This window comes from Sporanaerobacter sp. PP17-6a (assembly GCF_900095615.1).
Lineage (GTDB): Bacteria > Bacillota > Clostridia > Tissierellales > Acidilutibacteraceae > Acidilutibacter > Acidilutibacter cellobiosedens.
This window is the reverse complement of sequence record NZ_FMIF01000002.1, coordinates 26,276-41,624: the sequence shown is the minus strand read 5'-3', so window position 1 is coordinate 41,624 and position 15,349 is coordinate 26,276. Positions and strand designations below refer to the sequence as shown.

13 protein-coding genes are annotated in these 15,349 nt (G+C 33.1%); all 13 read right to left on the bottom strand.

Annotated features, from left to right (window positions below):
• Positions 1–2 precede the first annotated feature (2 nt).
• The gene (locus PP176A_RS01260; protein ID WP_071138632.1) at positions 3–824 is read right to left on the bottom strand and encodes a hypothetical protein; all 822 of its coding nucleotides are present in this window, start codon (positions 822–824) and stop codon (positions 3–5) included.
• A 10-nt stretch (positions 825–834) separates the two neighbouring features.
• Positions 835–1,932 (bottom strand): DUF917 domain-containing protein, encoded by a 1,098-nt coding sequence (locus PP176A_RS01255; RefSeq protein WP_071138631.1) that lies wholly within the window; start codon positions 1,930–1,932, stop codon positions 835–837.
• Between the two features lie 68 nt (positions 1,933–2,000).
• The gene (locus PP176A_RS01250) at positions 2,001–3,596 is read right to left on the bottom strand and encodes an AroM family protein (protein WP_071138630.1); all 1,596 of its coding nucleotides are present in this window, start codon (positions 3,594–3,596) and stop codon (positions 2,001–2,003) included.
• Entirely contained in the window at positions 3,589–5,382 is a 1,794-nt protein-coding gene (locus PP176A_RS01245; protein WP_071138629.1) for a dipeptide ABC transporter ATP-binding protein, read from the bottom strand. Before PP176A_RS01245 ends, PP176A_RS01250 begins: the two co-directional genes overlap by 8 nt.
• A gap of 14 nt (positions 5,383–5,396) precedes the next feature.
• Positions 5,397–6,299 carry a nickel transporter permease gene (gene nikC, locus PP176A_RS01240; protein WP_071138628.1) on the bottom strand — a complete coding sequence of 301 codons (903 nt, stop codon included), beginning with the start codon at positions 6,297–6,299 and terminating at the stop codon, positions 5,397–5,399.
• 15 nt (positions 6,300–6,314) lie between these two features.
• Entirely contained in the window at positions 6,315–7,325 is a 1,011-nt protein-coding gene (locus PP176A_RS01235; protein ID WP_071138627.1) for an ABC transporter permease, read from the bottom strand.
• Positions 7,326–7,511: 186 nt separating this feature from the next.
• A complete protein-coding gene (locus PP176A_RS01230) occupies positions 7,512–9,089 on the bottom strand; it encodes an ABC transporter substrate-binding protein (protein WP_071138626.1) in 1,578 nt (525 codons plus the stop codon).
• Positions 9,090–9,578: 489 nt separating this feature from the next.
• The gene (spoIVB, locus tag PP176A_RS01225) at positions 9,579–10,886 is read right to left on the bottom strand and encodes a SpoIVB peptidase (RefSeq protein ID WP_071138625.1); all 1,308 of its coding nucleotides are present in this window, start codon (positions 10,884–10,886) and stop codon (positions 9,579–9,581) included.
• 169 nt (positions 10,887–11,055) lie between these two features.
• Positions 11,056–12,756, bottom strand: a complete 1,701-nt coding sequence (gene recN / locus PP176A_RS01220) for a DNA repair protein RecN (protein WP_071138624.1) — start codon at positions 12,754–12,756, stop codon at positions 11,056–11,058.
• A gap of 16 nt (positions 12,757–12,772) precedes the next feature.
• Positions 12,773–13,225, bottom strand: coding sequence for an arginine repressor (argR, locus tag PP176A_RS01215; RefSeq protein WP_071138623.1), 453 nt, complete (start codon positions 13,223–13,225; stop codon positions 12,773–12,775).
• A gap of 36 nt (positions 13,226–13,261) precedes the next feature.
• A complete protein-coding gene (locus tag PP176A_RS01210) occupies positions 13,262–14,065 on the bottom strand; it encodes a TlyA family RNA methyltransferase (RefSeq protein ID WP_071138622.1) in 804 nt (267 codons plus the stop codon).
• A gap of 10 nt (positions 14,066–14,075) precedes the next feature.
• The gene (locus PP176A_RS01205) at positions 14,076–14,690 is read right to left on the bottom strand and encodes a hypothetical protein (protein ID WP_071138621.1); all 615 of its coding nucleotides are present in this window, start codon (positions 14,688–14,690) and stop codon (positions 14,076–14,078) included.
• A 425-nt stretch (positions 14,691–15,115) separates the two neighbouring features.
• On the bottom strand, positions 15,116–15,331 hold the full coding sequence (locus PP176A_RS01200) for a hypothetical protein (RefSeq protein WP_071138620.1): 216 nt from the start codon (positions 15,329–15,331) through the stop codon (positions 15,116–15,118).
• Positions 15,332–15,349: the final 18 nt, after the last annotated feature.

The following is a 15,349-nucleotide window of genomic DNA, read 5'->3' as shown; positions in this document are numbered from 1 at the left end:
AGTTAAACACCACTCATCCTTTTATATATACAGGCAATATGATCCTTACAATACTCATTAGGCGATTTACATTCTGATATATTATAATCATCTTTCTTCATACGTTTTGTCTTTAAAATAATTTCATAGATTTTATCAAGCTCATCGGATTCCCCTGATATGTCCATAGTTATACTTCCCTGAGCTTCACCTATTCCTCCCGCAGAAATAACCGTTCCCTTTACTTTAGCTAACCTTTCTATTCCACTTACTTCCGTTATTATTTCACCTATCAGAGGAACCAAACCGACTGCCATGCCAAACGAATATTTTTTCTTTAATCTGCCTGTTTTTTTTATTATATCATTAATATTTCCTGGAACAAGTTTTTCATAACCTGCAGGTATCATTATGTTTATTCCTTCTCCATACCAGTTGGAAAGAGCATAGGGTACTTCTCCGCCAAGAGATGATCCGACCATCATAGCTGCATTTCCATAATTATCTATTGCATTTGCCCCGCATATTATTACATCATCTTTTTTTATATTTTTAATATCCCTAAAAAAAGTATCATCAATGCCATAGAATTTTCCGTCTTCCAAAATAGCTACATGGGGAACGCTGAAATCCATATTCATTTTTGTTCCTCTTTTACTTACAACTCCACATACACTTACCTTCTCTCCGCATAATAAATAGCAAACTTTCGAAACGGTACTTCCGCCTTTGAACACTATTCTCCCTTTCTCTAAAGCTTTCTTTATCCTTTTATCTTCTCTTATTGAAAGGGCTATAATATATTTTGATTCTTCCGGCGTTAATGTTACTTGCAATATCTCCATCTTTTCTCCTTTATATATACGGTTTCCAATCTATATCATGCCCGAAGTGCCTTGGCCCAAAAGTCTTTAAACCCTTTTCGGTAGTCCATTCTTTCGGCGCGGGAAGTACTATAACGGAAACTTTCATCCCTTCTTTTCCGTAGGGATTTAATAATGGTTCTTTTTCGTCTTCGTTAAATATACAAATAAGATCCGGTACTACCGCATCATATTTACCGTTTCTCCAAGTTATTATATTTTCATTTTTATACCATACTTTAAATTCATCATTATTGTACTCACCACTTCCCTTTATTGTAAGTGTTCCCACAGTAAAACCTTCCAATGTATCCCAATCATTGGAAAAGATACATCCTTTAAATATTACTTTTCCCTTGCCGGAGTCCGCTATTTTTTCTGATATATCTTCATTATTTTCCTTTGCTGTTCTATATGCTCTCCCGATTTTCAAAGCATTCGTTATTGCACCTCTTATAACTGCTTTTTTCAAAGTCTTTGTCGGTTCAACATGATCTACTACCGCTATACTGTTTTGGCTTACAACTGCCAAAGCTCTGACTAAAGATTCAGCTCTAAAGTCATTCACCACATTAGTAATTATGACAGATTCTCCGAATTTATTTACTAAGGACATAGGATGAATACTTACATTGTTTAAATAATAAGTCGAATGTTGAAGTTCCGGCACCGACCTTCCTGCCGGGTCAGCATCCACTATATACTTTCCCGCCATTGCTCCGCTATAAAAAGCTATTGCAGTATTTCCACCTCCAAGTTCCGTAGATATCACTGCTTTTACTTCCTTTCCGAGATATTTCTCCATTTCCCTGAGAGCAATAACATGGGAAGCTTCTTCTGTTACCGGAAGTCCTTCATATTTTTTTATTTCTTCTTCTGTTAAGGGAGATATTGCTCCGCATGAGTATGGAGTAGCAATAAGATCATCATCCTCTAATTCATCAAAATCAACAAGGATGAATTCCTTGTTAAGGTTCAAAGCCTCATCAATTTTTTTTATACCGTCAGATAAGCTTCCCCCTCCTCCGGTTCCTAATATAGTTGCACCATAAAGTATATCTATTAAATCCTGTCTTGTAAGTTTTATCATTTCAATCTTCTCCTTTTATTTGAAAATTAAGTTAAGCAAAAACACCGTTTTATCTTTTAGTTTCTATATCAAGCCAAAGTTTTTAAAAGCCTTGTTACCAATACCCTTGGCACAAGTACATTTTTACCGGATTCTTTTTCTACTATATTTCCCATATCTTCCGTATATCCCATACAATCCATCAAAATAATATCTACATCTTCACTTTTAAATTCCTTTGCCTTTTCAGAAATAAATTTTTTATCTTCATAAGGTTCTGCTGACTTTATAATCGGCTTATATCTCTCATACTGCTTACATGAATCTCTGATCTGTTCTTCCTCAGGCACAAGTATTCCTATTCTTTCCACTCCAATTGCGTCTAATGTAGCCCTTATTATCTTCTCGGGCTGTAAAACCATGGATTTCTTATTGAAATCTTTAAATTTACCTGTACACATAAGCATTGATGCTTTTATATTTCTTTCTTCAAGTTCTTCTATCTTTTTCTGGACTAATTTCCATGCACTATTTTCAGATATCTTAACAATTTTGTCTTCTCCTATTATTGTCACAATAAAAGGTTCTCCCTTTGCAGGCCAAAATTTTTCTTTCACTTCATCATAATTGTAGCCATCCAATGCTCCTATGGAAATTACCTCTAATTCAGGCTCAAGTATATCATTTATATTTTCGGTAATGTCACTTCTTGCTGCCTGTCCCATAGTAATCAATCCGACTTTTTTCTTGATCTGAACTCCCTTAGTTTGAAATCTTCTCTGACTGCCATAAAGTCTTTTAATAATGTTATATTCTTTAGGGTCATAAAATAAATTTGGATTCTTAGGAAATTCTTTTGCTATTTCTACTATATATCTTGCCGCCTGTTCTATATCAAACAAGTGAGTCGACCCTGTTGCACATCCTGCTATAGGAAGTTCAGTTGTTATAGCTATCCCCAATACAGGAGCTTTTGTAACTGTAGAAGGCTGCAATATACTGTTAAGATGAGAAAGCCTATTTCCATAAGGAGTTATATCCTGTTGTGCCAAGGGAAATACTACCGGCATCTTGCCTGTCGTTCTTTTCATTATATCTAAAAGGTATTTACTTACGCTTAATATATATCCTTCTTTTACCGTGTTTGATATAGCATATCCGTTATTATTTATAATCTCGTTTCCCTTTGTTGTATCTACACTTATAATTGCATCCATGTCTTCATATATGCAATTTTCATTTATATCTTCATCATCTACCGATGATCCCATAAACGGAACGGGAAAATGATCTACAACAGGGGCATTAGGACATATATGGGTTGTAATGATGACATCGGAGTCAAGTCTGTCACCTTTTTTATTCATTCTCAGAATCTTAAGGCCCGCTGCCAATACGGTCAAAGCACCATCCCCGTCCGAAACAAATCCGGTTAATTTCGGTCTTGCACCTATACCTCCGAGAGTCCCCGTTATCCCAAGGGTAGGAGCACTTTTACCAATTGATTTTCCATTTCTACCTTTTATTTTTATATATATAAAATCTGTGCTTCCCTTGTCCGTAGTCACTCTGTTTATTTTATATTCAAAATCACCGGATTCATTTTTAAAAACATCTACTACATCCTGTCCTGTAACATTTTTATCATCCATAATTTCATATAAATCTATAACTTGTCTAAGCATTATGCCCCTCCTCAAATAATAAACATGATACATAATGTTCTTTATCCAAATATGTTATTGCCGGTTTCCTTTTCTTACATTCTTCTGTTGCATTTTTGCATCTTGTATGAAATGAACAACCTGACGGTGGATTTATGGGACTCGGTATATTGCCTTCCAAAGTAACCAATGATTCTATTCCTTCTTTACCAAGTTTCGGTATGGAATTGAATAAAGCTTTTGTATAAGGATGTTGAGGAAATTCAAATATTTTATCTGCTGTCCCAAATTCCACGATTTTTCCAAGGTACATAACTGCTATTTTATTTGACATCTGATTGACTACGCCGAGATCGTGAGATATAAGAATATTTGTAAGCTCAAATTTATCTTTCAGATTCCTTAATAGCTCCAATATCTGTGCCTGAGAAAACACATCTATCGACGATGTAGGCTCATCAAGGATGACAAGCTTTGGTTCGGAAGCTAAGGATCGCGCAATTGCTATTCTCTGTCTTTCTCCGCCACTGAATTCATGAGGATATTTAAATGCCGCATCTTCTTTTAATCCAACCATCTTTAACAGAGCATCTACTCTTTCCAATTTTTCTATGCTGTTAAGATGTTCATGAACATCTATAGGTTCTGAAATTATATCTTTAACAAGCCATCTTGGATTTAAAGACCAATAGGGATCCTGAAATACTATTTGTATATCCTTCCTTATATTTCTTATGCTTTTTTTGTCTAAGCTGTATATATCCTCTCCTTCAAATATAACTTTTCCTCCTGTAGGCTCAAAGAGCTTCAATATGGTATTTACAAGGGTGGATTTACCACAGCCCGATTCTCCAACTATGCCTAAAACTTCACCTTTTCTTAATTCAAAGCTCACATCATCAACTGCTTTTAGCTTCAGCACCTTTTTCTTGCTTAACTCATTTTTAACTTCAAAGTACTTCTTTAGATTTTTAACTTCAAGTATTACTTCATTATCATTTATTTGTTCTGTTCTTTTCTTCTTAGATTTTACTGCCTCAATCAATTGTTTCGTGTAATGCTCTTTCGGACTGTCTATTATTTCAGATGTCCTTCCCTGTTCTATTATTTTCCCTTTATATAAAATTCCAATATTATCACAAAATGCAGAAACCAAGCTCAAATTATTTGCTATAAAAAGTACCGTCATATTAAATTTTTCCTGAAGTTCTTTCAATAGTTTTAATATACTTGCCTGAATAGTAACATCCAAATTTCTTGTGGGTTCATCTGCAATTAAAAGTTCGGCTCCGCAGGAAAGAGCCAAGGCTATTATTATTCTCTGCCTCTGTCCTCCGCTCAACTGGTGAGGATATTTTTTCATTATATTCTCAGGGTCTGCCAGCTTTACTATTTCAAGTACTTTTACGGCTTCTTTTTCCGCTTCTTTTTCATTTATATTTTTATTTTTCTTTATAACTTGTACAATCTGATATCCTACTGTAAATACGGGATTTAAGGTAGACATAGGGTCTTGAAATATCATTGCGATTTTTTTACCTCTGATTTCCCTTTCAAGATATTTTTGATTTTTATTTAGTATATTTTCTCCTTCAAGTAATATCTCTCCCTTTTCTATTTCTCCCGGCGGACATTGAAGCAGTTTTAATATGGTAAGAGCCAATACTGTCTTTCCGTATCCGCTTTCTCCTACAATTCCGTAAGTAGTACCCTTTTCAATCTTTATACTTTCTATATCCAATACATTTTTTGTTCCTTCAAAGGTATGGTGGTTTACCTTTAAATTTTTTATTTCTAAAAAAGCCATTTTCCGTTCCTCCTTTATTTGTTCCTCGTTTTAGGATCAAGTATTTCTCTTATCCCATCTCCCAATAAATTAAATGTCAACACGGTTATGAATATTGACAACCCGGGAAATATACTGTACCACCATATATCAGGGAAATAATTTCTTCCTGTACTTATCATCAAGCCCCATTCAGGAGTCGGTGCTTGGGCACCGAGGCCTAAAAAACTGAGGGATGCTATAGTCATAATAACTCCACCCATATCCATTGATGCCTGTACAATAACCGGTGAAATCGTATTCGGTATTATATGTTTAAAGATTGTTTTAAATTTTGATGTCCCTATAGTTTCAGCAGCTTGAACAAATTTTCTTTCTTTCATGGATATGGCCTGCCCTCTGACAAGTCTCGTGTACCAAGGCCACCAAGATATTGCTATAGCCATCATGGCGTTATTTAAACTTGGTCCAAGAACGGAGACCATGGCTATTGCCAAAAGAAGAGGTGGGAAACTTAGAAATATGTCCGTAATTCTCATTATGACTTCATCTAACATTCCTCCGACAGTCCCTGCAATGGCACCTAAAGGCACTCCTATTATTAATGCCAGTCCAACAGAAAGAACTGCCGTAGTAAGGGACACTCTTGTCCCATAAATTACTCTGCTGAATATATCCCTTCCAAGTTCATCTGTACCAAAAAAATGGGTACGTGAAGGAGCAAGAAATTTATCTGCTATATTAGCCTCATTAGATATATGAGAAGGATACGGTATTATCAGAGGAGCAAATACAGCTATTAGGAACAAGACTATCATTACATAAAAGGATATTTGAGTAAGTCTGTTCTTTTGTAATAAATAAAATGATTGTTTTAATTCCTTTACCTTAGGTTTCATAATTTCTATAAATACATTTTTATTTGTGCTTTTTTCCATCTTCAACACCTTCTCCTATACTCTTACTCTGGGGTCCATAGCTATAATTATATCTGCGATCAAATTCAGTATTACATAACATGTAGCAGAAAATATAGTTACCCCTATTATTGCCGGATAGTCTAAAGTCACAACCGACGTTGAAACATAATTCCCTAATCCGGGCCAGCTGAATATCGTTTCTACCAGAAAGGTATTTACCAGCGTATAACCAAGAGATAATGTAAGCACCGTAGCTGTCGGCCCCAATGTATTTTTAAGTGCATAATTCCACAATACCTTTCTTTCCGAAATACCATAAGATCTTGATGCCGTTATATAATCTTCATTTAAAACTTCAAGGAGAGCTGATCTTGTCATTCTTGCCACAAGCCCAATAGGATAAAGAGCTATAGTTATGCCCGGAAGAATTATGTGAGTGAGGGCATCCCAAAATATTGCCCACTGTCCTGTTATCAAACTGTCAAACAAAAGCATTCCGGTAATATGAGGTAAATTATAAAAAATGGTTGTCTCCGTACTTACTCTGCCTCCGAGAGGAAGTATCCCAAGATTTCTATAGAAAATCAATTGCAAAAATAATGCAACCCAAAAAGTTGGAAGAGAAACCGAACCTATTGAAAAAAATCTGCTTATATGATCCATAGCCTTATCTTTTTTCTTCGCGGAATATATCCCCATAGGAATACCTATTATTATTGCAAGTATAAAACCAAACAAAACCAGTTCCAATGTTGCCGGGATGTAAGTTGCCAGTTCTTTCGTTATTGGCTGATGAGTTCTTAAAGAATTTCCGAGGTCTCCCTTTAACAAATCTTTTAAATAATTTATAAACTGTACAGGAATTGGTTTATTCAATCCCAGCTCTATCTTTGCTTTTTCTATCTGTTCCGGTGTAGCTCTTGCGCCAACCCATTTTGCAGCGGGATCTGACGGGACGATTCTTGCTATAATAAAAGTTATGGTTATTACTCCTAACAGCACAACCAGCCCCATCAAAAGTCTTTTAAAAATGTACTTTTTCATATGCCTTTCCCCTTTTAATTAAATTATATTAGATTTACATGAAGTATCTTTCACATCACAATCCCCTTTATTTTTTTATAAAAACAGATGCAAATAATTATTTAATATCTTAAATTTGCATCTGTTTTTATTTTGAGGGGAAATATCTTATTAGCAGGTAAATTTTAAAATTTTGTGATTCAAATTTTATTCTGTATACAAATCATAGAAATATATTACTCCTTCATAAGCAGGATTAGACTCAAATCCTTTTACTTTCTTATTTACAACCCATGTTGACTGATCATCATATATATTAATAAAATATGATTTATCAACCACTTCTTTTTGAACATCCACAAGTATTTTTTCAGCTTTTTCTCTGTCCGTAGCAATTAAATTTTCTGCTTCCTCTATCATAGAATCAAGCTTAGGATCCTTTATATATGAAAGGTTAAATGTTATATTTTCTTCCGATTTTACTAAACTTGTAAACCAGCTTATAGGACTCGCATAATCAGGCCACCAGTTCATAACAAGTATATCCTGTCTGTCCTGGGGATTCGTATTCTTTGATTTTTCCCACACGTTATCCCAGTTCATTTCTCTTATCTCAAGATCAATACCAAGTTTTTTTAGATTGATTTGATATAGCTGGGCAAAATTTCTATAGGCTTCAGTTCCTGACGTAAAAGTCATCTCAAGTTTTAATCCATTTGGGTCTACTCCCGATTTTTTAAGATATTCCTTGGCCTTATCCAAATCAAACTTATACTGAGGAATGCTTTCATCGTGTCCCCAAAGTCCCGGAGGAACAAGACCAAAAGATTGTTTTGCCTGTCCTTCCCTCACATCTACAACTGCTTCCTCATAAGGAAATGCATAGCTCAAAGCCTTTCTGAAATCCACATTATCAAGAGGCGGTTTTTCCGTGTTAAAAAATCCTATTACATTTCTCCATGTATCCTTATTTTCTACCAATAAATTTTCATTTTGTCTTAATGCCTTTAAATCCGTATTTGAAAACCTGTCGGCAAAAAGTGCTTCACCTTTTTCAAGAAGCTGTCTTCTGGCACTTCCTTCTGCAACCTTTTTGATTACAGCGTTAGAGTATTGCCCTTCTTTCCATCCTCCCCAATATTTATCGAATTTTTGGAAAACGACTTCTTCACCTTTCGTTATTTTCATAATTTTATATGGCCCTGAACCGGCATCATTTCCTTCATTAAACCATTCACTGTCTTTATCTATTGCATTAGGTGATATTATATATGCTGCATATCCGGCCGATGCTATAAGATCTATGGGAGCCGGATATTTAAGATTAAACGTAACTTCATACTCTCCTGTAACTTCTATTGATTCTACGCTGTCCCAAATAAAGGCCGCTCCAAGGTTCATATTTTTTGTTCTTTCTATAGATTTTTTTACTGCTTCTCCATTCAATGCTTCACCATCATGAAATGTTATTCCTTTCCTTATATTAAACACCCATGTCTTTCCATCTTCACTGGCCTTCCAGTTTTCTGCAATAACCGGTTTTAATTTCTGAGTCTTATAATCATATCTCGTTAAAGTTTCATACACATTTTGCAAAACTATTATTCCGTTTGAATATTCAACACTGGGATCCAAATTTATATATGGCTCCGTACTATAAGCATAATAGGCAATTTTTTTATCAGATGCCTCTCCCTTTTCAGAATCATTTCCCCCATTTCCACATCCGACTAACATAACTGCAATAAGCACTAAACATATTATTGCTGAAAATCCTTTTTTCATTATATTTTCATCTCCTCAATGCAACCCATTTATTTTTCATAATATTAACACAATTTAAGATTTAATTCTTTGTATTTTTTACAAAATTTTTTATATTTTTTTATAAAAAATATATTTTATTGCATTAAATCATTTTTTTATCCGATATTTACAATAATCGACATCATAATGATAAATAAATTAAATCCAATTATACCTTTTTTAATCCTCTTTTTTTAATAAACGTTTTCCATTTTTAAATTACTGATATGTAAATAAAAATTACTTTTTTTATAATAATTCAAATTCTAATATGAATAAGAAAAATTCTAAAATTTCATTTTTAGAATTTTTCTTAGTTATTTATCATTTAAAATAGCTTTTTGTAATATTTATATATACAATTTCTTTATCATATATAAATTTATTAAAAAGGAAGTCTTTTTTGAAACTCACCTGAAGTCAAGTATACATTAAAGTATATTATAAAAAAGATAGGATAAAATAATCCTATCTTTTAATTTCTAAATATTCACTATTATCATAACTATTTTTTATCTGTCTCAACATCCATTCTATATATAATCCGTATCCTTTCGACGGATCATTGACAAATACGTGAGTTACCGCACCTACTATCTTTCCATTTTGAATTATAGGACTTCCGCTCATCCCCTGAACAATTCCTCCGGTTTTCTGCAATAGCTTCTTATCTGTAACCCTTATAATCATACTTTTTTGTTCCGGAACTGTTTGATTATAAGCTTTGACTATTTCGATATCAAATTTCTCCACTTTTTCTCCGTCTATTGTACTTAAAATATAAGCTTTCCCTTCTTTAACTTCTTCTTTAAATGCAATGGGATAAGCTTTTGATTTACTCAGACTATTATTGTATAGATCTCCGTATATACCAAAGGAAGTGTTCTTATTTATATCTCCTATTGTACCTTCCGTTTCATAGAATATTCCTCTTATTTCTCCCGGGCTTCCTTTTTTGCCTTGTTCTACATTAGAAATCTTAGCATTCATAATTTTGCCGTTTTCCACACTTAAAAGTTTGCCCGTATCTATATCGGTAATTCCATGACCTAATGCGCCAAATACTTTCGTATTTTCGTCATAAAATGTTAATGTTCCTATTCCCGCTGTTTTATCTCTAACCCAAATTCCCAGCCTGTAGCAATTATCCTGCATGCTCTTTACCGGTTTTACTTCGGTTGTAAAATTAGCTTTATTCCTTTCTATCTCTACTTTTATACGAGTATCTTTTAAATCATTTAAAAGTTCAACCACATGTTGAGCATCTCTGATTTTTTGACCATTTATCTTTACTATACTATCTCCTGCTTTTATTCCGGCATCCTTAGCAGGATTATATTTTTTACCGTCTATACCTATAATATCTGCAACTGCAACTACCAATACACCCTTTGTATTTAACTTTACACCAATGGAATTTCCTCCAGGAATTAAATAGGGTCTTTCTATTACTTTCACTTTTACATCTTTTACAGGTATTAATCCAAGTAATTTAAATTGAAACTCAGTATTACCTATTTCTATTCCATCTATACTATAAGATCTTTTAAAAGACGAATTATCTTTTTCATAACTCACCGGCTTAACTATTTGATTATTTGACTCTGTTTCGTCAAAGGTAAAGGGTAAAAGAATATCAAGAACTTTATTCTCTCCTTTAATTACATTTATTTCTACCGGTAAGCTGTAAACACTGATTAATTGTATAATGGAAATAAAAAACAAAATCAGAAAAAAATTACAGAAAATTCTTTTATGTCTATAATGTTTAGTCAATAAAAATCACTCTCCCAATCTTGCCTTTTCTATCTTCACCTCCAAAAAAAAATTTTTTGTGCAAATATAATTTAGCCTTTTTGAGAGTTAATTATTCTCTGTAATTATTTATTGATATGTAAAGCACAATAATTTTTGGAAAAAAAAACACTTTAAATTATAAAGTGTTCTAAGTAATTTTTTTAAATTTTTTTGACATTTCCAACATTTCCTTTGCGTGAAGCTTAGTTGTATCAGTTAAATTCACTCCACCTAAAAGTCTCGACATTTCAGCTATTCTTTCCTCATAATTAAGTATTTTAACTTTTGTGCTTGTCCTCCCATTTACGATTTCTTTTTTTATAGAAAAATGCGTATCAGCTAATGCGGCAATCTGAGGTAAATGAGAAATACATATTACTTGACGTCCTTTTGATATTTTATAAATCTTTTCTCCTACTATTTGTGCCGTTCTTCCGCTGATCCCAGCATCTATTTCATCAAAAATTAAACAAGGTATTCTGTCGTATTTTGCAATGACCGTTTTAAATGCAAGCATTATTCTTGACATTTCTCCTCCGGAAACTATTTTTGATAATGGTTTCAATTCTTCTCCCAAATTAGTTGAAATTAAAAATTCAATTATATCAAATCCCTCTTCTCCATAATACTTCATTTTTTTAAAATTTATTTTAAATATAGAATTTTTTATATTCAATGTATGAAGTTCCTTTGAAATATCCGATTCTAATTTTTTAGCTATTTTTTTTCTCATTTCCGATAAAATGGTTGAATTTTTATTTAGTTCATTTTCCGTTTCCTCTATTTTTTTATTTATTCTCTCTATTTCCTTTTCATTATTAATCAGTTGATAAAGTCTTTCCGAGATACTGTTTTTATAATTAAGTATTTCCTCTAAACTGTTCCCATATTTTTTCTTTATTTTATATATGAGATTCAGCCTTTCTTCTAAAAATGCAAGCCTTTCTTCATCGAATTCGGTATTTTCAATATAATTTTTAAGTCCTCTTGAAATGTCCTGGATTTCAAAGTTTACATTTTCCAAAGCTGATGAATATTGATTTAAATCTTCATCATATCTCTTTACCGAATTCATCAGACTTATACTCTTATTGATTCCATCCGATACGGAAATGCTGTTATAGTCTTCCGAATCCAGTATATTTATAATCTCTCCTACATTTAAGGAAATATTTTTAATATTGGACATTTTATTGTACTCATCATATACTTTCTTTTCTTCTCCATCAGAAAGTTTAGCACTATCTATCTCCTCTATTTCATATTTTAATAAATCTATTTCTCTATCCTTTTCTTTTGAATCAATTGAAAGCTTTTTAAGCTCTCCCTTTAAAGAAACAATTTGATTATATTCTTCACTGATTTTTTTCTTTAAAATATTAAATTTATCGTCGCCGAAATCATCTATCAACTTTATGTAACTTCCTACATTCAGCAGGGACTGATGTTCATGTTGACCATGAATATCAATTAATTTCTGTGTCACATCATTTAGGATATTTAATGTAACCGTTTGTCCATTTATTCTTGACACACTTCTTCCAGTTGAAAAGATTTCCCTTGATAAAAGAAGGGAGTTGTTATCTTCCTTTTCAATGCCGTACTTTTCAAGAATATCATCGATTTCTTTGGAATTCTCAATATAAAACAGTCCCTCCAATATTGCTCTGTCGCATCCTGTTCTGATCAAATCCTTATTAGCTCTACTCCCCAGAATTAAATTTATAGCATCTACAACTATTGATTTTCCTGCTCCGGTTTCCCCGGTTATAACATTTAGCCCTTCAGAAAAATTAATCTTCAGGCTATCAATAATAGCAAAATTTTTAATATTTAATTCAACAATCATATATTACTCCTCCAATTTAATTAAGAAAACTGGTAAGTATTTTTAATACATAATCGGTTTTTTCCTCTTTTTCAATCGCAACAAATATAGTATCATTTCCGGCAATAGAACCTGCTATTCCATCAATTTTAGCAGTATCTATTGCTGAAGCGCAAACTTGAGCTGCTCCCGGCAATGTTTTTATTATTATTATATTTTCGGCAACATTAAAATCGATTACTGAACTTTTAAAAATCTTTATAAGCCTTTCCGTAGTCCCTTCCTTGTTATCTTCCATTAATGCATATTTGTATTTTCCATTCTTTGATAATACTTTTACAAGTCTTAGTTCTTTAATATCTCTGGATATAGTGGCCTGCGTTATATCAATTCCAGCCCTTTTCAAATAATTAGATAAATCTTCCTGGGTTTCTATTTCAAAATTTTCAATTAGTTCAAGAATTTTGCTTTGTCGCTGATACTTTTTCATGTTTGCCTCCTTCGTACAGAAATTAATCATAATATTTTATAATAATTTATGAGCAGATTTAATAACTTCCTTAATCCTGCTATTGTCTACAACCTCTTCTGTCTTCCATTCCTTTTTTATAAACGATAAATACTCTGTATTTCCTTCTTTCCCTTTTATGGGAGAATAAGTCAATCCGCACATACCCATTCCTATACTGTCACAATAATCTCTTAAGCCTATTATAACATTTTCATGAATTTTATAATCTCTGACTATACCTTTTTTGCCTACATTATTTTTTCCGGCTTCAAACTGAGGTTTTATAAGGGCTACCATTTCTCCCTCTCCTTTCAATAATTCTTTAACTACGGGAAGAACCAACCTAAGGGATATAAAAGACACATCTACGGATGCGAAATCTCCTTCTACATCTAAATCTTCCTTTTTTAGATATCTAATATTAGTCCTCTCTTTCACAATAACTTTGGGATTATTTCTTATCTTTAAATCAAGTTGTCCATAACCTACATCTATGGCAACTACAATACCTGCTCCCTTTTGAAGCATACAATCCGTAAATCCTCCCGTAGAAGCTCCTATGTCTAAAGCCGACTTTCCCTTTAAAGTTATATTAAATTCATTAATTGCCTTTTCAAGTTTAAAACCACCTCTTCCAACATAGACAAGAGGGTCTTTCTTAACTTCTATAACACTGTCTTCATCTATTTTTTCTCCTGGTTTATCTATTTTTTTTGTACCAACATATACCGATCCTTCTTTAATAATCTTCTTAGCCCTTTCTCGTGAGTCAGCAAATCCCTTTTCTGTCAGCAAAACGTCAATTCTTTTTTGTATCATAAAACCGCTCCTAATATTTATCAGCTTTTTTGTTATTCTTCTTTTTTAAATCTGGAAGAAAATTAATATGAAATTTCTCTTCCATAAATTTAAAAAACTTTGAAGTCTGAATTATTATGTTGTTTTTATATTTAATTGCTATTTCTTTCCCAAAAGCCTTGCCTCCTACGGTAAGAGCTGCTATCAAAGAAGTAAAAATAACGCTAAGCATTGTCCCCCGTTTTATACTATATATATCGATTAATTCATAAATAATTGTAGTTCCCACGGCACCACTTATTATTCCACATATATCTCCTATTACATCATTACAAAAATTTGAAACCTGTCCCGCATTTCTTATCAATTTTATTGCATATACCGCCTCGTCGACTTTATCTGCAGCCATGGAATGAAAGGGCTTTTCTATCGCGGAAGTAATGGCTACCCCTATTATGTCAAATATGATTCCAATAAGTATTATAATTACGAGGAGTAAAAAACCCAATATTATATTCAACTCTTTTAACAGACTTTCTGAAATCAAAGTAAAAAATACAGACATTCCAAAAGTCCATAACAATATAAAGGTAATCCATTTAGTATTAAATTCATTGGAAAAAAATTTTTTCCCTCTTTTCCCCATTATTTTACCTCCAAGACCATATTAAATAAAAAGCTGATAGCTCTTGCTATCAGCCATAAAAGTGGCAGTATAATAGGTAAATTTTACGGCTTAAGGTCTAGTTGGATTTCCCAGATAGAAACTGCATGTCGCCATAACAGTGGTTTCCCTTTAATTCCATCTCTGCTCTGTTGCCAAAAGCAAGGCTAGATTACCATTTAGTCCGCACTGTAATCCCTAAAATACCTCTCATCTGAACAGTCTAGGAGTTTTCCTCTGACAGTCAGCCTATTTCTCAGCCTCTTTTGCAAATTAGGTTTCGATAACATAATTCTACACATTTTAGGCCTAAATCAGGTAGAATCGAACTTATCATCCGCCTATTTCACTCAAGGCAGGCTACTATGCGGTAATTCAATTAAAACCACAAGTTTATCATGTCATAATTACTGTATAGTATTTATAACAAGTCTCCACAAAGGCAGGGTCAACGCCTGCATGCCGTTGCAAGTCGCCCCATCCTTTTTACTCCCAGAAAAGACCCTCAACTGGGCGTCGAAAGCCTCAACCAGGAACTTCATCGATATGCCCTTTAACGGATTTTTAGCCCCGTTTTCAAAAATAGCTGTACTGACTAGAATACTGTACCACTTCTTTGCCATTTAAATTATATCATAATA

Coding starts and splice junctions, on each gene's coding strand:
- PP176A_RS01260 (WP_071138632.1), bottom strand. CDS start 824: ATGGAGATATTGCAAGTAACATTAACGCCGGAAGAATCAAAATATATT.
- PP176A_RS01255 (WP_071138631.1), bottom strand. CDS start 1,932: ATGATAAAACTTACAAGACAGGATTTAATAGATATACTTTATGGTGCA.
- PP176A_RS01250 (WP_071138630.1), bottom strand. CDS start 3,596: ATGCTTAGACAAGTTATAGATTTATATGAAATTATGGATGATAAAAAT.
- PP176A_RS01245 (WP_071138629.1), bottom strand. CDS start 5,382: ATGGCTTTTTTAGAAATAAAAAATTTAAAGGTAAACCACCATACCTTT.
- nikC (WP_071138628.1), bottom strand. CDS start 6,299: ATGGAAAAAAGCACAAATAAAAATGTATTTATAGAAATTATGAAACCT.
- PP176A_RS01235 (WP_071138627.1), bottom strand. CDS start 7,325: ATGAAAAAGTACATTTTTAAAAGACTTTTGATGGGGCTGGTTGTGCTG.
- PP176A_RS01230 (WP_071138626.1), bottom strand. CDS start 9,089: ATGAAAAAAGGATTTTCAGCAATAATATGTTTAGTGCTTATTGCAGTT.
- recN (WP_071138624.1), bottom strand. CDS start 12,756: ATGATTGTTGAATTAAATATTAAAAATTTTGCTATTATTGATAGCCTG.
- argR (WP_071138623.1), bottom strand. CDS start 13,225: ATGAAAAAGTATCAGCGACAAAGCAAAATTCTTGAACTAATTGAAAAT.
- PP176A_RS01210 (WP_071138622.1), bottom strand. CDS start 14,065: ATGATACAAAAAAGAATTGACGTTTTGCTGACAGAAAAGGGATTTGCT.
- PP176A_RS01205 (WP_071138621.1), bottom strand. CDS start 14,690: ATGGGGAAAAGAGGGAAAAAATTTTTTTCCAATGAATTTAATACTAAA.
- PP176A_RS01200 (WP_071138620.1), bottom strand. CDS start 15,331: ATGGCAAAGAAGTGGTACAGTATTCTAGTCAGTACAGCTATTTTTGAA.